At 66.8% G+C, this 21,683-nt stretch carries 18 protein-coding genes; all 18 read right to left on the reverse strand.

The features are described from left to right. Positions 1–15: 15 nt before the first annotated feature. Entirely contained in the window at positions 16–297 is a 282-nt protein-coding gene (gene rpsS, locus QWI33_RS04230; protein ID WP_208496280.1) for a 30S ribosomal protein S19, read from the reverse strand. Positions 298–300: 3 nt separating this feature from the next. Continuing rightward, the gene (gene rplB, locus QWI33_RS04235; protein ID WP_228094838.1) at positions 301–1,143 is read right to left on the reverse strand and encodes a 50S ribosomal protein L2; all 843 of its coding nucleotides are present in this window, start codon (positions 1,141–1,143) and stop codon (positions 301–303) included. A gap of 12 nt (positions 1,144–1,155) precedes the next feature. Then, a complete protein-coding gene (gene rplW / locus QWI33_RS04240) occupies positions 1,156–1,470 on the reverse strand; it encodes a 50S ribosomal protein L23 (RefSeq protein ID WP_030155137.1) in 315 nt (104 codons plus the stop codon). Next, positions 1,467–2,117 (reverse strand): 50S ribosomal protein L4, encoded by a 651-nt coding sequence (gene rplD, locus QWI33_RS04245; RefSeq protein WP_289955226.1) that lies wholly within the window; start codon positions 2,115–2,117, stop codon positions 1,467–1,469. The genes rplW and rplD overlap by 4 nt, the downstream gene beginning before the upstream one ends. Positions 2,118–2,119: 2 nt before the next feature. Continuing rightward, complete coding sequence (gene rplC, locus QWI33_RS04250) at positions 2,120–2,767, reverse strand: 50S ribosomal protein L3 (RefSeq protein ID WP_289955228.1); 648 nt, start codon at positions 2,765–2,767, stop codon at positions 2,120–2,122. A 7-nt stretch (positions 2,768–2,774) separates the two neighbouring features. Then, positions 2,775–3,083 (reverse strand): 30S ribosomal protein S10, encoded by a 309-nt coding sequence (gene rpsJ / locus QWI33_RS04255; protein WP_026922761.1) that lies wholly within the window; start codon positions 3,081–3,083, stop codon positions 2,775–2,777. A gap of 463 nt (positions 3,084–3,546) precedes the next feature. Then, on the reverse strand, positions 3,547–4,740 hold the full coding sequence (tuf, locus tag QWI33_RS04260; protein ID WP_270109021.1) for an elongation factor Tu: 1,194 nt from the start codon (positions 4,738–4,740) through the stop codon (positions 3,547–3,549). A gap of 128 nt (positions 4,741–4,868) precedes the next feature. Next, the gene (fusA, locus tag QWI33_RS04265; protein ID WP_289955235.1) at positions 4,869–6,974 is read right to left on the reverse strand and encodes an elongation factor G; all 2,106 of its coding nucleotides are present in this window, start codon (positions 6,972–6,974) and stop codon (positions 4,869–4,871) included. A gap of 21 nt (positions 6,975–6,995) precedes the next feature. Next, complete coding sequence (rpsG, locus tag QWI33_RS04270; RefSeq protein ID WP_030155149.1) at positions 6,996–7,466, reverse strand: 30S ribosomal protein S7; 471 nt, start codon at positions 7,464–7,466, stop codon at positions 6,996–6,998. 3 nt (positions 7,467–7,469) lie between these two features. Then, complete coding sequence (gene rpsL / locus QWI33_RS04275) at positions 7,470–7,841, reverse strand: 30S ribosomal protein S12 (RefSeq protein WP_270114993.1); 372 nt, start codon at positions 7,839–7,841, stop codon at positions 7,470–7,472. 699 nt (positions 7,842–8,540) lie between these two features. Further along, positions 8,541–8,903 (reverse strand): hypothetical protein, encoded by a 363-nt coding sequence (locus tag QWI33_RS04280; protein ID WP_289955241.1) that lies wholly within the window; start codon positions 8,901–8,903, stop codon positions 8,541–8,543. A 221-nt stretch (positions 8,904–9,124) separates the two neighbouring features. Beyond that, a complete protein-coding gene (locus tag QWI33_RS04285; RefSeq protein WP_289955243.1) occupies positions 9,125–9,292 on the reverse strand; it encodes a hypothetical protein in 168 nt (55 codons plus the stop codon). 200 nt (positions 9,293–9,492) lie between these two features. Beyond that, positions 9,493–13,383, reverse strand: a complete 3,891-nt coding sequence (locus QWI33_RS04290) for a DNA-directed RNA polymerase subunit beta' (RefSeq protein ID WP_289955246.1) — start codon at positions 13,381–13,383, stop codon at positions 9,493–9,495. Between the two features lie 95 nt (positions 13,384–13,478). Further along, entirely contained in the window at positions 13,479–16,913 is a 3,435-nt protein-coding gene (rpoB, locus tag QWI33_RS04295) for a DNA-directed RNA polymerase subunit beta (RefSeq protein WP_289955247.1), read from the reverse strand. Between the two features lie 1,310 nt (positions 16,914–18,223). After that, positions 18,224–19,507, reverse strand: a complete 1,284-nt coding sequence (locus QWI33_RS04300; RefSeq protein WP_289955249.1) for a hypothetical protein — start codon at positions 19,505–19,507, stop codon at positions 18,224–18,226. Positions 19,508–19,704: 197 nt separating this feature from the next. Continuing rightward, positions 19,705–20,082, reverse strand: coding sequence for a 50S ribosomal protein L7/L12 (rplL, locus tag QWI33_RS04305; RefSeq protein ID WP_270115001.1), 378 nt, complete (start codon positions 20,080–20,082; stop codon positions 19,705–19,707). Between the two features lie 36 nt (positions 20,083–20,118). Beyond that, a complete protein-coding gene (rplJ, locus tag QWI33_RS04310; RefSeq protein WP_289955255.1) occupies positions 20,119–20,655 on the reverse strand; it encodes a 50S ribosomal protein L10 in 537 nt (178 codons plus the stop codon). Between the two features lie 282 nt (positions 20,656–20,937). Next, complete coding sequence (rplA, locus tag QWI33_RS04315; RefSeq protein ID WP_289955256.1) at positions 20,938–21,633, reverse strand: 50S ribosomal protein L1; 696 nt, start codon at positions 21,631–21,633, stop codon at positions 20,938–20,940. Positions 21,634–21,683: the final 50 nt, after the last annotated feature.

The raw sequence follows: 21,683 nt of genomic DNA on the forward strand, positions 1-21,683 counted from the left end.
CTCATAGCCCGTGGCCTAGCGGCGACGGCTCTTCCGGTCGTCCTTCTCGTGCCCGCGGAACGTGCGGGTGGGAGCGAACTCGCCGAGCTTGTGCCCGACCATGTTCTCCGTGACGTAGACCGGAACGTGCTTGCGACCGTCGTGCACGCCGAAGGTCAACCCGATGAAGTCCGGGGTGATCGTCGAGCGGCGCGACCACGTCTTGATGACGTTCTTGCTCTTGGTCTCGATCGCAACGTCCACCTTCTTCTGCAGGTGGTCGTCGATGAACGGGCCCTTCTTGAGGCTGCGAGCCATGGACTACTTCCCTCGCTTCCGGTTGACGTTGCGACGACGGACGATGAGCCGGTCGTTCGGGTGGTTGCGCTTGCGGGTGCGGCCCTCGGGCTTGCCCTGCGGGTTCACCGGGTGGCGACCACCGGACGTACGGCCTTCACCACCACCGTGCGGGTGGTCGACCGGGTTCATGACGACACCGCGGACGGTCGGGCGCCAGCCCTTCCAACGCATGCGGCCGGCCTTGCCCCAGTTGATGTTGCCCTGCTCGGCGTTGCCGACTTCACCGACGGTGCCGCGGCAGGTGACCTGGACCAGGCGGATCTCACCGGAAGGCATGCGCAGGTGCGCGTACTTGCCTTCACGGGCGAGGAGCTGGATCGAGGCGCCGGCGGAACGGCCCAGAGCGGCGCCGCCGCCGGGCTTGAGCTCCACCGCGTGGATCGTGGTACCGACCGGAATGTGACGCAGCTCCAGCGAGTTGCCGGGCTTGATGTCGGCCTCCGGGCCGTTCTCGATCACGTCACCCTGCTTGATGCCCTTGGGGGCCAGGATGTAGCGCTTCTCGCCGTCCGCGTAGTGCAGCAGCGCGATGTTGGCGGTGCGGTTGGGGTCGTACTCGATGTGAGCGACCTTCGCCGGCACGCCGTCCTTGTCGTGACGACGGAAGTCGATCACGCGGTAACGGCGCTTGTGGCCGCCGCCGCGGTGACGGGTCGAGATCTTGCCCGAGTTGTTGCGTCCACCGGTCTTGGAGATCGGACGGAGCAGCGACTTCTCAGGAGTCGAGCGGGTGATCTCGGCGAAGTCGGAGACGCTCGAACCGCGACGACCCGGGGTCGTCGGCTTGTACTTGCGAATAGCCATCTCTTCTAGCTCCTACGAGATCTGTCCGCCGAAGATCTCACCCAGGCGACCGGGGTCGCCTTCCACGGTGACGATCGCGTGCTTGACACTCTTGCGCTGTCCCCAGCCCGTGCGGGTGCGCTTGCGCTTGCCCGACCGGTTCAGGGTGTTGACGCTCTTGACGTCCACGTTGAAGATCTGCTTGATAGCGATCTTGATGTGGCTCTTGTTGGCGCGCGGGTCGACCTCGAAGGTGTACTTGCCCTCGCCGAGGAGGGTGTAGGTCTTCTCCGAGATGACCGGCTTGATGATGATGTCGCGCGGGTCGGCGACGGTCACTTCGCTCACGCCGCGACCTCCTGCTCAGTCCGGTCAGCGATGAACGCCTCGATGGCGGCCTCGCTGAACACGATGTCCTCGTTGTTGAGCACGTCGTAGGTGTTGACCTGGCCCCAGTCGAGGAGGTGCACCTCGGGCAGGTTCCGCAGGCTCAGGGCCGCGGTCTGCTCGTCGCGCGTGAGGACCACCAGGACCTTGGAGGACTCGGTGATCGTGGCCAGAGCGGCCTGCGCGGACTTCGTCTTGGGCGACTCGCCCTCGACGAAGGCGTCGATGACGTGCACGTTCTCGCCGCGCACCCGGTCGGTGAGGGCGCCCGCGAGAGCGGCCGCCTTCATCTTCTTGGGGGTCCGCTCGGCGTACGACCGCGGCTGCGGGCCGTGGACGACGCCACCGCCGTTGAACTGCGGCGCGCGGATCGAGCCCTGACGGGCGCGACCGGTGCCCTTCTGGCGGTACGGCTTCTTGCCACCGCCGCGGACTTCGCCGCGGGTCTTGGTCTTCGCCGAACCGGTGCGGGCGGCGGCCAGTTGCGCGGTGACGACCTGGTGCATGAGCGGGATGTTCGGCTCGACGTCGAAGATCGACGCCGGGAGCTCGATGGTCTTACCCGTCGCCTCACCAGAGGCGTTCTTCACGTTGATTTCGAGGCTCATGGTTATGCCACCTGCTTGACTGCCGTGCGGACGAGCACCAGGCCGTTCTTCGGCCCGGGGATGGCGCCCACGATGAGCAGCAGACCGCGCTCGGCGTCGACCGCCTGAATGCGCAGGTTCTGCGTCGTGTGTCGGGAGTGACCCATCCGGCCGGCCATGCGCATGCCCTTGAAGACGCGGCCCGGGGTGGCGCAGCCACCGATCGAGCCGGGCGCGCGGTGGACCTTGTGAGCACCGTGGCTGGCGGGGAGACCCCCGAAGCCGTGGCGCTTCATCACACCGGCGAAGCCCTTGCCCTTGGTCGTGCCGGTGACGTCCACGAGCTGACCGGTTTCGAAGATGGTGGCTTCGACGGTCTGTCCGAGGTCGTAGTCGGCGGCGTCCGCAGTGCGCAGTTCGACGAGGTGGCGACGCGGAGCGACACCGGCCTTCTCGAAGTGGCCCTGAAGCGGCTTGGTCACGTTCTTGAGTTTGATGTCGCCGAAGCCCAGCTGGACGGCCGAGTAGCCGTCGACGTCGGGCTTGCGAACCTGGGTGACCACGTTCGGGCCGGCCTGCACCACAGTGACGGGAACGGCGCGGCCGTTCTCGTCCCAAACCTGGGTCATGCCGAGCTTGGTGCCCAGGATTCCCTTGATCTGCCTGTCCATTGGTCCCCTACAGCTTGATCTCGATGTCGACGCCGGCCGGGAGGTCAAGGCGCATCAACGAGTCGACCGTCTTCGGGGTCGGGTCGAGAATGTCGATGAGGCGCTTGTGCGTGCGCATCTCGAAGTGCTCGCGCGAGTCCTTGTACTTGTGCGGCGACCGGATCACGCAGAAGCGGTTGATCTCAGTCGGCAGCGGCACCGGCCCGGAGATGGCAGCACCGGTACGGGTGACCGTCTCCACGATCTTGCGGGCCGAGGAGTCTACGACCTCGTGGTCGTAGGCTTTCAGCCTGATGCGGATCTTCTGTCCCGCCATGATTCCTAACCTAACGTAAATTGGCTGTTCAGACCGCTCCACGCGGTCGGGCGTGTCGCGAGTTTAAGACTTGCCTGGGGGCACAGCTGTCCCCCTTGCCGGTCTCTTTGGCTCGCCCGCCTGCCCGTCATGAAACGGTCCCTCTCAGCACGGCTAAGTGCCTACTCGGGCCCGCGGGCCGGGCGTGAGCACCGGTGTCCTTCGCAGTGCACAGCACTGGGAACGCCGGAGCGTACGCAACCTGAATATTATGCCTGCTCCCCCATTCGCCCAGCAAGCTGGGGTCGGGCAACAGTGGGACAGGTTACGCGTATGCGCTTCGTGCACGTCTCATGCGCCGGACCGGAGGATGCCCCCGGTCACCATGCGTTCGGTATGAGACGCAAGTGAACCGGGGTGGCCCTTGGCTTCGGCTCGGCTCGTGAGCGTCGCCTAGGGCGTCGGGCCACCCCGGTGTGCGGTCTTACTTGAGGACCTTGGTGACGCGGCCGGAACCGACCGTGCGGCCACCCTCGCGGATCGCGAAGAGCAGGCCTTCGTCCATGGCGATGGGCTGGATGAGCTCCACCTTCATGTCGGTGTTGTCACCCGGCATGACCATCTCGGTGCCCTCGGGGAGGGTCACGACGCCGGTCACGTCGGTGGTCCGGAAGTAGAACTGCGGACGGTAGTTGTTGAAGAACGGCGTGTGACGGCCGCCTTCGTCCTTGGACAGGATGTAGACCGCGGCCTCGAAGTCCGTGTGCGGGGTGGTCGTCTTCGGCTTGACGACGACCATGCCGCGCTCGACCTCTTCGCGCTTGGTGCCGCGGAGCAGGAGCCCCACGTTCTCACCGGCGCGCGCGTCGTCGAGGGTCTTGCGGAACATCTCGATGGCGGTGACCTTGGTCTGGATCGCGCCCTCGCGGATGCCGACGATCTCGACTTCCTCGTTGGGGAGGAGCACACCGCGCTCCACACGACCGGTGACCACGGTGCCGCGGCCGGTGATGGTGAAGACGTCCTCGATCGGCATGAGGAACGGCAGGTCGGTCGCGCGCTCCGGCTCCGGGACCGAGTCGTCGACGGCCTGCATGAGCTCGGCGACGGCGTCGACCCACTTCTGCTCGCCCTCGAGGGCGCCCAGAGCGGAGACCTGGACCACCGGAGCGTCGTCGCCCGGGAAGCCCTGGTCGGACAGCAGCTCGCGGACCTCCATCTCGACGAGCTCGAGGATCTCCTCGTCGTCGACCATGTCGGACTTGTTGAGCGCCACGACGACGTAAGGAACGCCGACCTGGCGGGCGAGCAGGACGTGCTCGCGGGTCTGCGGCATGGGGCCGTCAGCGGCGGACACGACCAGGATCGCGCCGTCCATCTGCGCCGCACCGGTGATCATGTTCTTGATGTAGTCGGCGTGGCCGGGGCAGTCGACGTGCGCGTAGTGACGAGCCTCGGTCTGGTACTCGACGTGCGAGATCGAGATCGTGATACCGCGCTGGCGCTCCTCGGGAGCGTTGTCGATCTCGTCGAACGGCGTGTACGGGTTCAGGTCCGGGAACTTGTCGTGCAGGACCTTGGTGATCGCCGCGGTGAGCGTGGTCTTGCCGTGGTCGACGTGACCCAGCGTGCCGATGTTGACGTGCGGCTTGGTCCGCTCGAACTTTGCCTTTGCCACTTCGTCCTCCTGTGGACTGGTTAAATCTGGTTTGACTTATCTGACCTATTGCGTCGCTTTGGAACTCAGCGCCTCTGCTGGCAACAGGTGGTCAGCGCCGGGCGCCCAGGCTTGGGCGCCCGAAACGCTTACTCGCCTGTCGCCTTGGCGATGATCTCCTTGGCGACGTTCGCCGGGACTTCGGCGTAGGTGTCGAACTGCATCGAGTAGTTCGCACGCCCGGCCGTCTTCGACCGCAGGTCGCCGACGTAACCGAACATCTCCGACAGCGGAACGACGGCCTTGACCGTACGGTCGTTGCCGCGCTCGCCCATCTCCTGGACCATGCCGCGACGGGAGTTGATGTCGCCGATGACGTCGCCCATGTTGTCCTCGGGGCAGATGACCTCCACGGACATCATCGGCTCGAGGATCACGGGGCGCGCCCGCTTGGCGGCTTCCTTGAGCGCCATGCGGCCGGCGATCTTGAAGGCCATCTCCGAGGAGTCGACCTCGTGGTACTGACCGTCGATCAGTTCCATCTTGACGCCCACCAGCGGGTAGCCCGCCAGGACGCCGTCCTCGAGCGCGGACTCCGCGCCGGCCTTGACCGACGGGATGTACTCGCGCGGGATGCGGCCACCGGTGATCTTGTCCTCGAAGGCGAAGATCTCGTCCTCGTTGGACTTCATCTCCAGCGGTTCGAGGTTGACGAGCACGCGCGCGAACTGACCGGAACCACCGGTCTGCTTCTTGTGCAGGTACTCGACCTTCTCGATCCGCTGGGTGACCGTCTCGCGGTAGGCCACCTGCGGCTTGCCGATGTTGGCCTCGACGTTGAACTCCCGCTTCATGCGGTCGACCAGGATGTCGAGGTGGAGCTCGCCCATGCCCGAGATGATCGTCTGGCCGGAGTCCTCGTCGGTCTTGACCCGGAAGGTCGGGTCCTCTTCGGCGAGGCGCTGGATCGCGGTGGCCAGCTTGTCCTGGTCGGCCTTCGACTTCGGCTCGATGGCCACGTCGATGACCGGCTCAGGGAAGATCATCGACTCGAGGATCACCTGGTCGCTGGAGTCGCTGAGCGTGTCACCGGTGGTGGTGGCCTTGAGGCCCTGCACCGCGATGATGTCGCCCGCCTGCGCCTCCGAGCGCTCCTCACGCTTGTTGGCGTGCATCTGGTAGATCTTGCCGACGCGCTCCTTGCGGCCCTTGGTCGAGTTCACGACCTGGGTGCCGGTGGAGACCGTGCCCGAGTAGATCCGGACGTAGGTCAGGCGCCCGAGGTGCTTGTCCGTCTGGATCTTGAAGGCCAGACCGGAGAAGGGCTCCTCGACGTCCGCGTGACGCTGCGCCGGGGTCTCGTTGTCGGTGAGCGTGCCCTCGATCGCGGGGATGTCGAGCGGGCTCGGCAGGTAGTCCACGACCGCGTCGAGCAGGGGCTGGACGCCCTTGTTCTTGAACGCGGTGCCGCAGAGCACCGGGTTGATCTGGTTGGCGATCGTGGCCTTGCGGATCGCGGCCTTGATCTCGGCGGTCGTGATCTCCTCGCCGGAGAGGAACTTCTCGGCGAACTCGTCCTCGACGTCCGAGAGGGTCTCCAGGAGCTTCTCGCGGTACTCCTCGGCCTGGTCGGCCAGGTCCGCGGGGATCTCCTCGACCGTGTACTCCTCGCCCAGACCGGTCTCGCCGCGCCACACCTTGGCGTGCATCTCGACCAGGTCGACGACGCCGATGAAGTCGGCCTCGTTCCCGATCGGCAGCTGGATCACCGCGGTGTTGGAGTTGAGGCGGTCCTGCATCATCTCGACGCAGCGGAAGAAGTTCGCACCGGTGCGGTCGAGCTTGTTGACGAAGCACATGCGCGGAACGTCGTACTTGTTCGCCTGGCGCCAGACGTTCTCGGTCTGCGGCTCGACGCCCGCGACACCGTCGTAGACGGCGATGGCGGAGTCCAGCACGCGCAGCGAGCGCTCCACTTCGACGGTGAAGTCGACGTGGCCGGGCGTGTCGATGATCTGGATGATGTGGTCGTCCCACTCGCACTTGGTAGCAGCGGAGGTGATGGTGATACCACGCTCCTGCTCCTGCTCCATCCAGTCCATCGTCGCGGCGCCGTCGTGGACCTCACCGATCTTGTGCGACACGCCCGTGTAGTACAGGATGCGCTCGGTGGTGGTCGTCTTGCCCGCGTCGATGTGGGCCATGATGCCGATGTTGCGGAGCTTGGCGAGCGCCGCGTTAGCTTTGTTAGCCACGATCTCTCAGTCTCTCTGCGACTACCAGCGGTAGTGCGCGAATGCCTTGTTGGAATCGGCCATCTTGTGCGTGTCTTCACGCTTCTTGACCGCGGCACCGAGGCCGTTCGAAGCGTCCAGGATCTCGTTCGTGAGGCGCTCGACCATGCTCTTCTCGCGGCGGTCGCGGGAGTAGCCCACGAGCCAGCGGAGACCGAGGGTGGTGGCGCGCTGCGGACGAACGTCGACCGGGACCTGGTACGTCGCACCGCCGACGCGGCGGGAGCGGACCTCGAGGGTGGGCTTGACGTTGTCGAGCGCACGCTTGAGGATCACCACGGGGTCCGAGTCGGCCTTCTTGCGGCAGTTCTCGAGGGCTTCGTAGACGATGCGCTCGGCGAGGCGGCGCTTGCCGTCCTTGAGGACCTTGTTGATCAGCTGGGTGACGAGCACCGAGTTGTAGACCGGGTCGGCGGTAAGCGGCCGGCGCGGCGCGGGACCTTTACGCGGCATGGCTTACTTCTCCTTCTTCGCGCCGTAGCGGCTGCGGGCCTGCTTGCGGTCGCGCACACCCTGGGTGTCGAGCGCGCCGCGGATGATCTTGTAACGGACACCGGGGAGGTCGCGGACACGACCGCCGCGGACGAGCACGATGGAGTGCTCCTGCAGGTTGTGGCCCACACCCGGGATGTAGGCGGTGACCTCGGTGCCGTTCATGAGGCGCACACGGGCGACCTTGCGCATGGCCGAGTTCGGCTTCTTCGGCGTCGTGGTGTACACACGCGTGCACACACCGCGAGCCTGCGGGCTGCCCTTCAGCGCGGGCGTCTTGGTTTTGCTGGTCTTGGCCTTGCGGCCGTTTCGGACCAGCTGCTGGATGGTTGGCACTGAGGCGAACCCCTCTCAACAGTCGACGGTTGCGTATTCCTGACTCTGCGGCGTCACCTGTTCACCCGCGCGCCTCTCCGGAGCCGTATAACGGCCCAGGTCAGCGGCGTGGGTTCCCGTCCCCCGCGTTCGGGCGTGTCGCGTCTCTCCGGACCCATATCCGCCCAACCGGCAGGCCAGGGCCGAAACCCGGGTCGTACCGTCGTGCAGATTCAGACGCGTTCGCGAACGGACCCGTCAGGGCCGGCCATCACGACCGTGTTCACGAAGCCCCCAGTGCGAGGGATGCGTGCCGGTGACGCCAGCCGGCGGGATCAGATCCCGCCGTCTTGCAGGCACGCAACCTGGCCTGGCTCTCACGGGGACCGAGCTGCCGGAGTTGACAGGGCCACCATGCCGCTCAAAGCGGTGTCCAGGCGCAAGGGAGAAGCCTACCTAGCCTAACGAACAAGGTCAAAGCCGTTTTCGCCCCGCAAGGCATCCGTGTTCAGTGTCACGGAGCCTGAGGGCGGCCAGTTGTTCGGCTTGGAAGCTTCACCGCTGTGCACGAGTGCGGCTCGCAAGCTTCGCCGCGTTCGGACCCTGACCAGTTCGTTCGGTGCGGTAGACACACCGTGGCCTATATTAGCTCGCTATGCGGGACGGGCCCGCGCGGGATGCCCTACTGGAGGCGCTGTTCACCAGCAGTTCCCCGAGGTGTCAAACCGAAACCGCGACGCCCCCGTCGTAGCCCGGGCCTCCGGCGGCGCGCGCGAGCGAGACGATCCAGATCAGCAGGCCCGCCACGACGACCGCCGAGGCGATCCCGATGGCGATCCAGGAGAGCCGCCGCACCAGGGGCAGCCGCGAGGCGCCGAGCAGGAACCCTTCGGACGCACGGATATCGGCCTCGGCCTGCCGCGCCAGCATCAGGGCGATCAGTGCGGGGATCGCACCGCCCACAAAGGGCGACAAGGCGACCCCGACGGCCGCGAGCAGCCGTGCCGCCACGATCTTCGTCGACTCCACCGGCTCCGGATCATCCGGATGCCGAACCCCGAACACCCGCTGCACCTCAACCACCCGCCCATCCTATTGGCCGTCGGGCTCCATCGCGCGGCGCGCTACCCGCCGGTTCAGGACCAACGGCATTCGCCGCCGCCCCGATCCGCCGCCCACCCGCGACACACCCTCGGATATCCCTTTCGAGCCTCACCTTGAGGTAGGTTCCTCCACCGGATCGGCGGGCTGAACGCCGAACTGCTCGCTCATGTCGATGAAGGCCTGCGGATGCACCTCGACCTCTACTGAGCGTCCCGCCGCTCCCGCTTCGTCCCGCTCCGTGTGCGCTGCGCCTCCTCCACCAAGATTCCGAGGAGGTGGTCCTGCATGGAAAGCCCGCGCGCCTCGGCATCTGCCACGAGGACATCCCAGACTTCCTGCGGCACATCACGAATCTCGATGTTCACCATGCCCGAGTTCTACATGCTTCCGCAGCTGAACATCGTGTTGGGAAACGCCGGTGGGCCGGTGGCGCGAAAGCGCCACCGGCCCCGTTTTCTCATTGCTCCGTCAGCTAAAATGGGTTTTGTAAACCGGGGGGGGGGGGGGGCCCCCACCCCCCCCCCGCCCCACCGGTTTCTTCATGCCGTCGGGAATCGGCAGGTTGTAGCTAGAAGGACCCCAGGTCGTACGAGTCCTCGAGGCTGACCGCCGGGCCGCCGCCGTAGGCGAAGGCGTTGGCGGTCGTGTCCTCGTAGCCGCCGAGGGAGTAGACCGCGGCCTTGGCTTCCTCGGTGGGCTCGACCGACACGTTCCGGTACTTGGCGATGCCGGTACCGGCCGGGATCAGCTTGCCCAGGATCACGTTCTCCTTCAGGCCGACCAGCGAGTCGGACTTGCCGGAGATCGCGGCCTCGGTGAGCACGCGGGTGGTCTCCTGGAACGAGGCCGCGGACAGCCACGACTCCGTCGCCAGCGAGGCCTTGGTGATGCCCATGAGCTGCGGGCGGCCGGAGGCCGGCTCGCCGCCGTCGGCCAGCACCTTGCGGTTCTGCTCCTCGAAGTCCAGGCGGTCGACCAGGGAGCCCGGGAGGAACTCCAGGGTGCCCGAGTCGATGATCGTGACGCGCTTGAGCATCTGGCGCACGATGATCTCGATGTGCTTGTCGTGGATCATCACGCCCTGCGAGCGGTACACGTCCTGGACCTGCTCCACCAGGTGGCGCTGGACCTTGCGCGGACCGAGCACGCGCAGCAGCTCGTGCGGGTCGATGGTGCCCTCGACGAGCTTCTCGCCGACCTCGACGTGCTCGCCGTCGCCGAAGCGCAGGCGCAGACGACGCGGCACCTTCTCGACCACGATCTCCTCGGAACCGTCGTCCGGGGTGATGATGATCTTCCGGCTCTTCTCGGCGTCCTCGATGCGCACGGTGCCGCTCGCTTCCGCGATCGGCGCCTTGCCCTTCGGGACACGCGCCTCGAAGACCTCCTGCACACGGGGCAGACCCTGCGTGATGTCGTTCGCGGTCGCCGCGCCACCGGTGTGGAAGGTACGCATGGTCAGCTGCGTGCCCGGCTCACCGATCGACTGGGCCGCGATGATGCCCACGGCCTCGCCGAGGTCCACCTTCTCGCCCGTCGGCATCGACCGGCCGTAGCAGGCCGCGCAGACGCCCTGGCGGGACTCGCACGTGAGCACCGAACGGATCTTCACGTCCTGGACGCCTGCGGCGACCAGCGTGGCGATGTGGTCCGAGTTCAGCGGCGTGTTCCGCTCGAGGATGACCTTGCCGTCGACCTCGACGTCGTCCGCGAGGTTGCGGGCGTCGATCGAGGAGTCGACCAGGTCGGACTCGATGCGGCGGCCGTCGATCTCGACCGAGACCTGGAACTCCAGGCCGCGGTCGGTGCCGCAGTCGTCCTCGCGGATGATGACGTCCTGCGAGACGTCCACCAGACGACGGGTCAGGTAACCCGAGTCGGCGGTGCGCAGCGCGGTGTCGGCGAGGCCCTTGCGGGAACCGTGGGTCGAGATGAAGTACTCCAGCACCGTCAGGCCCTCGCGCAGCGAGGACTTGATCGGGCGCGGGATGATCTCGCCCTTCGGGTTCGCCACCAGGCCGCGCATGCCGGCGATCTGACGCAGCTGCAGCATGTTGCCTCGCGCGCCCGAGTTGATCATCTGCCACAGCGGGTTCTCCGGCTGCAGCGTCTGGTTCAGGTCGTCCAGCACCTCGGCCGTGGCCTTGGTCCAGATCTCCGTCAGCTCGCCGCGACGCTCTTCAGCGGTCATGAGACCGCGCACGTACTGCTTGTCGATCTTGGCGGAGTCCGCTTCGTACTTCTCCAGGATCTCGGCCTTGTGCTCCGGCTCCACGACATCCTCGATGCCGATGGTGACGCCGGACCAGCCGGCCCACTTGAAGCCCGCGGACTTCAACGCGTCCAGGCAGGCGCCCAGCTGCACCTTGGAGTAGTGCTCGGACAGGTCGTGGATGATCTCCGAGAGCTGGCCCTTGCGGACCTCGTAGTTCACGAACTCGAAGTCCGGCGGCAGGCACTCGTTGAAGAACACCCGGCCCAGCGTCGTCTCGACCAGCAGCGGCTCGCCCGGGGTCCAGCCCTCAGGGGCCGTCCACGGCTCGGCACCGGGACCGTTGTTGATGGTCTCGATGTCTTCCAGGCGGATCCGGATGGGCGCCTGGAGGTCCAGCTCGCCGCGGTCCTTCGCCATCTGCGCTTCGCCCTCGTTCGCGAACGCGCGCCCCTCACCGGGACGGCCTTCGGAGAGGTGCGTCAGGTAGTACAGGCCGATGATCTGGTCCTGCGTGGGCAGGGCCACCGGCTTGCCGTCCGAAGGCTTCAGGATGTTGTTCGACGCCAGCATCAGGATGCGGGCCTCGGCCTGGGCCTCGGCGCTCAGCGGCACGTGCACGGCCATCTGGTCGCCGTCGAAGTCGGCGTTGAAGGCGGTGCAGACCAGCGGGTGAAGCTGGATGGCCTTGCCCTCGACCAGCTGCGGCTCGAAGGCCTGGATGCCGAGGCGGTGCAGCGTAGGTGCACGGTTGAGCAGGACCGGGTGCTCGGAGATGACCTCTTCGAGCACGTCCCACACGACCGGGCGAGCCCGCTCGACCATGCGCTTGGCCGACTTGATGTTCTGCGCGTGGTTCAGGTCCACCAGGCGCTTCATCACGAACGGCTTGAACAGCTCCAGCGCCATCTGCTTGGGCAGACCGCACTGGTGCAGCTTCAGGCGCGGGCCGACCACGATGACCGAGCGGCCCGAGTAGTCGACGCGCTTGCCGAGCAGGTTCTGGCGGAACCGGCCCTGCTTGCCCTTGAGCATGTCGGACAGCGACTTGAGCGGACGGTTGCCGGGGCCCGTCACCGGGCGGCCGCGGCGGCCGTTGTCGAACAGCGCGTCCACCGACTCCTGCAGCATCCGCTTCTCGTTCGCCACGATGATCTCGGGCGCACCGAGGTCCATCAGGCGCTTGAGGCGGTTGTTGCGGTTGATGACGCGGCGGTACAGGTCGTTCAGGTCCGAGGTCGCGAACCGGCCGCCGTCGAGCTGCACCATCGGGCGCAGCTCCGGCGGGATCACCGGCACGCAGTCGAGGACCATGCCCAGGGGCGAGTTGCCCGTGGCCTGGAACGCGGCCACGACCTTCAGGCGCTTGAGCGCACGGAGCTTCTTCTGGCCCTTGCCGGTCGCGATCGTCTCGCGCAGGCTGATCGCCTCGGCGTCCAGGTCCAGGTTCTCCAGCAGGTTCTTGATGGACTCCGCGCCCATGCCGCCGGTGAAGTACTCGCCGAAGCGCTGCTGCAGCTCGCGGTAGAGCATCTCGTCGCCGATGAGCTGGCGCACCTCGAGCTTGCGGAACGTGTCCATGACCTCGTCGAGACGGTCGATCTCACGCTGCGCCTTGTCACGGATCTGGCGCATCTCGCGCTCGCCGCCGTCCTTGACCTTGCGGCGGACGTCGGCGCGGGCGCCTTCGGCCTCCAGCTCGGCCAGGTCGCCTTCGAGCTTCGAGGCGCGCTCCTCGATCGCGGCGTCGCGCTGCTGCTCGAGGTGGCGCTTCTCGGCGACGATCTCGTTCTCCAGGGTCGGGACGTCCCGCTGGCGGGCCTCGTCGTCGACCGCGGTGATCACGTACGCCGCGAAGTAGATGACCTTCTCCAGGTCCTTCGGCGCCAGGTCCAGCAGGTAGCCCAAGCGCGAGGGAACGCCCTTGAAGTACCAGATGTGGGTCACGGGCGCGGCGAGCTCGATGTGGCCCATGCGCTCGCGGCGAACCTTCGAACGGGTCACCTCGACGCCGCAGCGCTCACAGATGATGCCCTTGAAGCGGATCCGCTTGTACTTGCCGCAGTAGCACTCCCAGTCCCGGGTCGGACCGAAGATCTTCTCGCAGAAAAGACCGTCCTTCTCAGGCTTCAAAGTGCGGTAGTTGATGGTCTCGGGCTTCTTCACCTCGCCGTGCGACCACTGCCGAATGTCCTCGGCGGTGGCGAGGCCGATCTTCAACTTGTCGAAGAAGTTGACGTCGAGCACTGAACTCTTCCCCTTGATGGTTCTTAAGGATTGGATGAGACGTTGGGGAGAGCGGGCAGCTCTTGCAGATCTATGCCGCCCGCTCCCTCTCGACGTCAGGCGCTCTCGAAGTCCACGCTCGAGGGCTCTTCGTGGGACAGGTCGATCCCCAGCTCCTCAGCGGCGCGGAAGACCTCGTCGTCGCTCTCCGTCATCTGGATGGCCTGCCCGTCGGCGGACAGCACCTCCACGTTGAGGCAGAGCGACTGGAGCTCCTTGAGCAGCACCTTGAACGATTCCGGAATGCCCGGTTCAGGCACATTCTCGCCCTTGACGATGGCCTCGTAGACCTTCACGCGGCCGACCACGTCGTCGGACTTGATCGTCAGCAGCTCCTGCAGCGCGTAAGCGGCGCCGTAGGCCTGCATCGCCCAGCACTCCATCTCACCGAAGCGCTGGCCACCGAACTGGGCCTTACCGCCGAGCGGCTGCTGGGTGATCATCGAGTACGGACCGGTCGAACGCGCGTGGATCTTGTCGTCGACCATGTGGTTCAGCTTCAGGATGTACATGTAGCCGACCGAGATCGGGTCCGGGAACGGCTCGCCGGAGCGGCCGTCGAACAGCTGCGCCTTGCCCGTCGGGGCGACCATGCGCTGGCCGTCGCGGTTGGGGAGCGTGTTCGCCAGGACGCCCTGGACCTCGTCCGGGTGCGCACCGTCGAACACCGGCGTGCCCACCTTGGAGTCGGCCGGGGCCTCGTCGGCGCCGATGGCCTTGAGGGCCTGCTGCCAGGCCTCGTCGAAGCCCTCCAGCTTCCAGCCGGTCTTGGCCGCCCACCCGAGGTGGACCTCCAGTACCTGGCCGATGTTCATTCGGCCCGGCACACCCAGCGGGTTGAGCAGGATGTCGACCGGCGTGCCGTCGGGGAGGAACGGCATGTCCTCCTGCGGCACGACCTTCGAGATGACGCCCTTGTTGCCGTGGCGGCCGGCGAGCTTGTCGCCGACGCCGATCTTGCGCTTCTGGGCGATGTAGACGCGCACCATCTCGTTCACGCCCGGGGACAGCTCGTCGCCGTCCTCGCGCGAGAAGGTGCGGACGCCGATGACCGTGCCGGCCTCGCCGTGCGGGACCTTCAGCGACGTGTCGCGGACCTCGCGGGCCTTCTCGCCGAAGATCGCGCGGAGCAGGCGCTCCTCCGGGGTCAGCTCGGTCTCGCCCTTCGGCGTGACCTTGCCGACCAGGATGTCGCCGTCCTCGACCTCGGCACCGATGCGGATGATGCCGCGGTCGTCCAGGTCGGAGAGCATCTCCTCGCCGACGTTCGGGATGTCGCGGGTGATCTCCTCCGGGCCCAGCTTGGTGTCGCGGGCGTCGACCTCGTGCTCGTCGATGTGGATCGAGGTGAGCACGTCCTCTTCGACCAGCCGCGAGGAGAGCACGATGGCGTCCTCGAAGTTCTGGCCCTCCCAGGTGGTGAACGCGACGAGCAGGTTCTTGCCCAGCGCCATCTCGCCCTTGTCCGTGGACGGACCGTCGGCGATCGGCTGGCCGGCCTCGACGCGCTGGCCCTCGGTGACGAGGGGCACCTGGTTGATGCACGAGCCCGCGTTGGAGCGGCGGAACTTGTGCAGCAGGTAGGTGCGGCGCATGCCGTTGTCCTGCGCGATGGTGATGTAGTCGGCGCTGGAGTCCTCGACGGTGCCGTCGGCCTCGGCGACGACCACGTCGCCGGCGTCGACCGCGGCGCGGTACTCCATGCCGGTGCCCACCAGCGGCGAGTCCGTCTTGATGAGCGGGACGGCCTGACGCTGCATGTTCGCGCCCATGAGGGCGCGGTTGGCGTCGTCGTGCTCGAGGAACGGCACCAGCGCGGTCGCGACCGAGGTCATCTGGCGCGGCGAGACGTCCATGAAGTCGATCTCGTCGGCGGAGAGCAGCTCGGCCTCGCCGCCGTCGCGGCCGCGGGCCAGAATCTGCGCGTCGATGAACGAACCGTCTTCGTTGAGCAGCTGGTTCGCCTGCGCGATGGCGACCCGGTCCTCTTCATCGGCCGTCAGGTACTGGATGTCGTCGGTGACGTGACCGTCGACGACCTTCCGGTACGGCGTCTCGATGAAGCCGAACGGGTTGACGCGCGCGAAGGTCGACATGGCGCCGATGAGGCCGATGTTCGGGCCTTCCGGCGTCTCGATCGGGCACATGCGGCCGTAGTGCGACGGGTGAACGTCGCGCACGTCCATGGCGGCGCGGTCGCGGGACAGACCACCCGGGCCGAGCGCCGAGAGGCGTCGGCGGTGGGTCAGGCCCGTGATCGGGTTGACCTGGTCCATGAACTGCGACAGCTGCGAAGTACCGAAGAACTCCTTGATCGCGGCCACCACGGGGCGGATGTTGATCAGGGTCTGCGGCGTGATCGCCTCGACGTCCTGGGTCGTCATCCGCTCGCGCACGACGCGCTCCATGCGGGAGAGGCCCACCCGGATCTGGTTCTGGATGAGCTCGCCGACGGTGCGCAGGCGGCGGTTGCCGAAGTGGTCGATGTCGTCGGGGCCGTAACCGGGCTCGGCCGAGTGCAGGCGCAGCATGAACTCGATCGTCGCGGCCAGGTCGTCCTCGGTGAGGACGCCCGTCGAGATCGGCGAGTCGAGGCCGAACTTCTTGTTGACCTTGTAGCGGCCGACCTTCGCGAGGTCGTAGCGCTTCTTGTTGAAGAACAGGTTCTCCAGCAGCGACTGCGCGTTGTCCTTGGTCGGCGGCTCGCCCGGGCGGAGCTTGCGGTAGATGTCGAGCAGCGCCTCGTCCTGCGAGTTGATGGTGTCCTTTTCCAAGGTCGTCATCATGAGCTCGGACCAGCCGAAGCGCTCGCGGATGCGGTCGTTGTCCCAGCCGATGGCCTTCAGCAGCACGGTGACGGCCTGGCGGCGCTTGCGGTCCACGCGCACGCCGACGGTCTCGCGCTTGTCGATGTCGAACTCGAGCCACGCACCGCGGCCCGGGATCACCTTCGCGCTGGTGAGGTCGCGGTCCGAGGTCTTGTCGGGCTGCTTGTCGAAGTACACGCCCGGCGAACGGACGAGCTGCGAGACCACCACGCGCTCGGTGCCGTTGATGATGAAGGTGCCCTTCGGGGTCATCATGGGGAAGTCGCCCATGAAGACCGTCTGGCTCTTGATCTCACCGGTGGTGTGGTTGATGAACTCCGCCGTGACGAACAGCGGGGCGCAGTAGGTGAGGTCCTTCTCGCGGCACTCCTCGATGGGGGCCTTGACCTCGTCGAAGCGAGGATTGGAGAAGGACAGGCTCATGGTGCCCGAGAAGTCCTCGATCGGGCTGATCTCCTCGAGGATCTCGTCGAGGCCGCTGACCGCCTCCTCGCCCACGCGGGCGCGGTAGGCCTCGTTGCCGACGAGCCAGTCGAACGAGTCGGTCTGGAGCGCCAGAAGGTTCGGGACTTCGAGTTTCTCTTCGATCCTGCCGAACGAGATACGGCGAGGTGCGTGCTTGCTCTTGCTGGAGCTGGTCTTGCCAGTGCGGGAAGCTGCCAAGATTCGTCCTTCCGAGGACCTGATTGTTACGACGGCCGGCGCATGCCGCAGTCTCCGCACCGATGCGGGATAGACGAGGACAGCCGGAGTCGGGCATCAGATCGAGGCGGAGCAGCCGAAAAGCGGCGTCCAACGTCGGTCGATTGCCTGGAATCCCCACCGTCCACGACCCTCACCGCGTCAAGAAGGCGTGAAGGAGGCAGCGCAAATTAATAGCTTAATGTACGCTCCGGCAACTGTCAACTTCCCCACCGGGTGGTGGGGTAAGGGGTGACGACAATCTCTCCCGCTGCCGAAGTTCCTTCCGTACATCGCTCCGAGTCCGGTTCGCACGCTCGCCGGTTCAGTCCTGCCTCCGGGCCGCCCCGCGGCGGCCCTGGCGCTCCGTCCGCGGTGCCGGGACCGGCCCGGTGGGGGCGAACGTTGCGCGCGCCACGCAGTGGCGCTTGAGGAACTAGTTTGCAGGATCAAGTCACAGTTCGTCAAGTCAGGCGTCTAATTCGCCCGGATGCGCCCCTTCGGCCCCAGCGCCTGAACCGGTGCTCCGGCAGGCCGCGGCGGGCGTTCGAATCCCAGCGCAGCAGGGGCGCGGCGGCGGACACGGGGCGGGGCGCGGCGGGGTCGCGCGGCCGTTGCGAAGGGCCGCACAAGCTTCGGAGCCCGGGCGTGTCGCGCCGAGGCCGGGGTGACGGCGATGGCCGTCGTACTCGCGGCAGCGGACGCGGCGTCGCGTCTGCGGAGCCGAATCCGGTGCGGCTTCCGCGCGGCGCGGGCCCGGCGGGCGGTGCCGGCGGAGCGCCCGGTGTCCGAGCGCCGCGGCGAGCGCGGGGCGATTCGGATTCGGTGCGGGCACGGGACGCCTTTGCGTCGCCTGCCGCCGGTGCCGGATCGCTCGCGCGTCCCGGCGCCCGGCCGCAATGCGGCGTCCCGGCCTCGCACCTTCGGGGCGGCAGGTCCGCGAACGGGCCGACCGCCTCGACGTGTACAACGAGCCCGCGCCCCGAAGGTGACGCGGGCTCATCGCGATGGTGGACCGAGAGGCCTCCCAGGGGTCCCCGATGGCGGCGGGCAGGTCGTCCTGGCAGGCGTACCGCTCCTCGTTCAGGGAGGGCAAGAAGCCGGACCCGGCGGTCGGCGGCCGCGACCGAGGCGAGGAGGGCCGGCAGACCCGTTGGGGGCGTGGGCAACAGGGTGCCCCACTGCCGTGCCGGCCGGTAGTGCGCCCGTGAAGGCGAGCGGATACAGGGCGGCCCGGGCTGCGCCCCATCTGCGCGGCCCGGGCCTTTCTTCCCCGATAGAGAGGTGGCTTGTTACTTGTCGAGCATCTCCTGGGCCTTGGTCAGCGCGTCCTGCATTTCCTGCTGCCAGCCGTAGAGGTCCTCTTCAACGGCGACGTAGGCCTTGACGGTCGCCTCGTCGTAGGCCTTCTCGGAGGCCTCGGCGAACCCGGTCTCCTCGCCGCATTCGGCGAATTCGACCGCGGTCTGGATCTCGAAGGCCTTCTTGGCCTCGTAGTCGGCGGGCATGTCGTCGGGGAGCGGCGGGAGGTCCATGTCCTCGTCGCCGTAGGAGACCATGCGCTCCTCTTCGGGAACGCCGTCGTAGTAGATCTCGTACAGCCAGGCGCGCACCTGCACGCTGTTGTACTCGTCGAACGAGAAGTCGGGGTAGCCGCGCTCGGTGAGGCAGTCGAGGTACTTGCCCTGGAGGTCTCCGATGGCGGCGGCGTAGTCGGCCGAGATGGCGTCCCACATCGTGTCCTCTTCACCGGAGCCGTACGTGGGGTTCTCGGGGCGGTACGTCCAGTAGGAGTAGTCGCCGCCCTCGTCCTCCTCGTAGTGCTCCTCGACCAGGGTGGGCTCGCCGTAGAGGGCCTCGATCATCTCGAGCTGGCAGCCGCCGGGCTTGGGCTCGACGTACGCCTCCTCGTCGACGTTGATCTCGCCTTCGTCGACGATCTCCTCTTCGGCGCCCTCTTCGCCTTCGAGGGCTTCCCACTCCTCTTCGGTGAGCTCCTCCTCGGACATCGACGAGATGTACTGGTCGCGCGTGCCGTTCATGTTCTCGGTGTACTCGGCGCCCTGGTAGGCGACGTACCAGTCGTACTGCTCACCGGGCTCGAGGGCATCCCAGTCGGTGGTGTCGGGCTCGACCCACTCGTCGTCGCCGCCCTCTTCCTCTTCCCACTTCTCCTCTTGGGCGGCCCAGTAGTCCTCGGCTTCGCCGTTCTCCTGGGCCTCGGGGCTGTCCGCCCAGGCGCCGAAGCCGTACTCCTTGGCCTCTTCAGGGTCGATCAGGAATTCCTCGTGGGGGTAGCCTCCCGCGAGCGTGTCCTGCTCGTACACCCCCCAGTCCTGGAAGGAGTAGGGCTCGTGGACGGTGAACCCGGCCTCCTCCAGGCAGTTCTGGACGATGCGGTTCTCGGCAGTGACGAGCTCGGACTCGATGCGGCTGCTCTCGTTGAGGATCGTGAGCAGGCGGTCCTCATCGGACTTCTCGTCCTCGCCGCCGCCGATACCGAGCATCCCGCAGCCGGCGGTCAGCGCGAGCACTGTCGCTCCGCCGAGCCCGGCAGCCCATCTCCTTGCGGACATCGTCCATCTCCTTGAGTGCGTGGGGTGTGTCTACTCGCAAAGACGCGGGCGTGGGCGGATTTCGTTGCGCCCGGTGCGAATTCTTCCAAGAATTCTCCGGAAAAGCAGAAGACCGGGCCCGCACCGCCTGACGGCGTGCGGACCCGGTCCACGTACAAGGGCTGGGAGGCCCCTCTTTCAAATCACGGCAGTCGCGATTACTTCAGGGTGACGGTGGCGCCGGCGCCCTCGAGGGCCTCCTTGGCCTTCTCCGCGTCTTCCTTCTTCGCGCCTTCAACGACAGCCTTGGGGGCGCTCTCGACGAGCTCCTTGGCTTCCTTGAGGCCGAGGCCGGTGAGGCCGCGAACTTCCTTGATGACCTTGATCTTCGACTCGCCTGCAGACTCGAGAACGACGTCGAACGTGTCCTTCTCGACAGCGGCTTCGGCGGCCGGGCCGGCAGCGGCGGCAACGGCGACCGGAGCGGCGGCGGTGACGTCGAACTCTTCCTCGAACGCCTTGACGAACTCGGAGACCTCGAGGAGGGTCATCTCCTTGAACGCGTCGAGCAGTTCAGTGGTGGAAAGCTTAGCCATGGTGTGTCCTTTCTTTAAAGTCTCGGGCTAGTGGGGTTACTCCCCACTGGCCGCCTTCTTGTCCTGCAGCGCTGCACCGAGCCGGGCCACCTGCGAGGCAGGGGCGGCGAGCACGGAGGCGGTCTTCTGCGCGGTGGCCTTCATCGCGCCGGCCAGCTTGGCCAGCAGCACTTCGCGCGACTCGAGGTCGGCGAGCTTGGTGATCTCTTCGACGGTGAGGGGCTTGCCCTCCATGTAACCGCCCTTGATCACCAGGGCTTCGTGCGTCTTGGCGAAGGCGCGGAGGCTCTTCGCGGCTTCCACCGGGTCGCCTTCGATGAAGGTGATCGCGGTGGGGCCGACGAACAGCTCGTCCAGGCCGTTGACGCCGGCCTGGTTGGCAGCGCGCTTGGCAAGGGTGTTCTTCGCGACGCGGTAGTGCGTCCCCTCGCCGAGGGAACGCCGCAGCTCGCGCATTTCCGCAACAGTGAGGCCGCGGTACTCGGTGAGCACCGTGGCGTTCGCGTTGGAGAAGTCCTGGGCGAGTTCGGCGATGGCGGTCTGCTTACCCGCCGGGTATTCCCGTTCAGCCATAATTCCCTCCTTTCTCGGCTGATCAATCCTCAACCGTTCGCGGAGGCGACAAACAAAAAAGGCGCCCCTGCGGGACGCCTCATCACTGGGACCTGAGGCCAACTGAGTTGGCCCACACCATGGTCGCTTCGAGTAGTCGCCCTACGTCGGTTCCGGGTGGTTTACAACCGCACAAGGCGGTAACCGAACGGTCTTTGGGTTGTGGCCTCTAAATTAGCACGGGGCATGAGCGTGGCCCCAGCGCAGGAGTCCGCACTGGGGCCACGTCACACCTTGCGGTGATTACTTGATCTTGACCGCCGACGGGTCGACCGGGATACCGGGGCCCATCGTGGTGGAGATGACCGTCTTCTTGAGGTACACGCCCTTGGAGCTGGCGGGCTTCAAGCGCTGCACCTCTTCGAGGGCGGCGTTGTAGTTCTCGGTGAGCTGCTCAGCGGTGAAGCTGGTCTTGCCGATCGGCAGGTTCAGGTTCGCGTGCTTGTCGACGCGGAACGAGATCTTGCCGGCCTTGATCTCCGTGACGGCCTTGGCGACGTCCGGCGTGACGGTGCCGGTCTTCGGGTTCGGCATGAGACCGCGCGGGCCCAGGATGCGCGCGATCCGGCCGATCTTGGCCATCTGGTCGGGCGTGGCGACGGCGGCGTCGAAGTCGAGCCAGCCTTCGGAGATGCGCTTGACGAGCTCGTCGGAGCCGACCTCGTCGGCGCCGGCGTTGACGGCGGCCTCGGCCTTGTCACCCTCGGCGAAGACGATGACACGGACGGTCTTGCCCGTGCCGTGGGGCAGGGCGACGGTGCCGCGGACCAGCTGGTCGGCCTGGCGCGGGTCGACGCCGAGTCGGATCGACAGCTCGACGGTGGCGTCGAACGTGGTCGGCGAGGTCTCCTTCGCCAGCCCGGTCGCCTCGGAGGGCGCGTAGAGCTGGTTGCGGTCGACCTTCTTGGCGAGGTCGGTGTACTTCTTGCTGCGCTTCATGTTCCATCCTTCGGATGTCGTGGTGAGGGCGGGCGCGCGCCCTTCCACTG

The sequence above is a fragment of the Glycomyces tritici genome, from assembly GCF_030403505.1.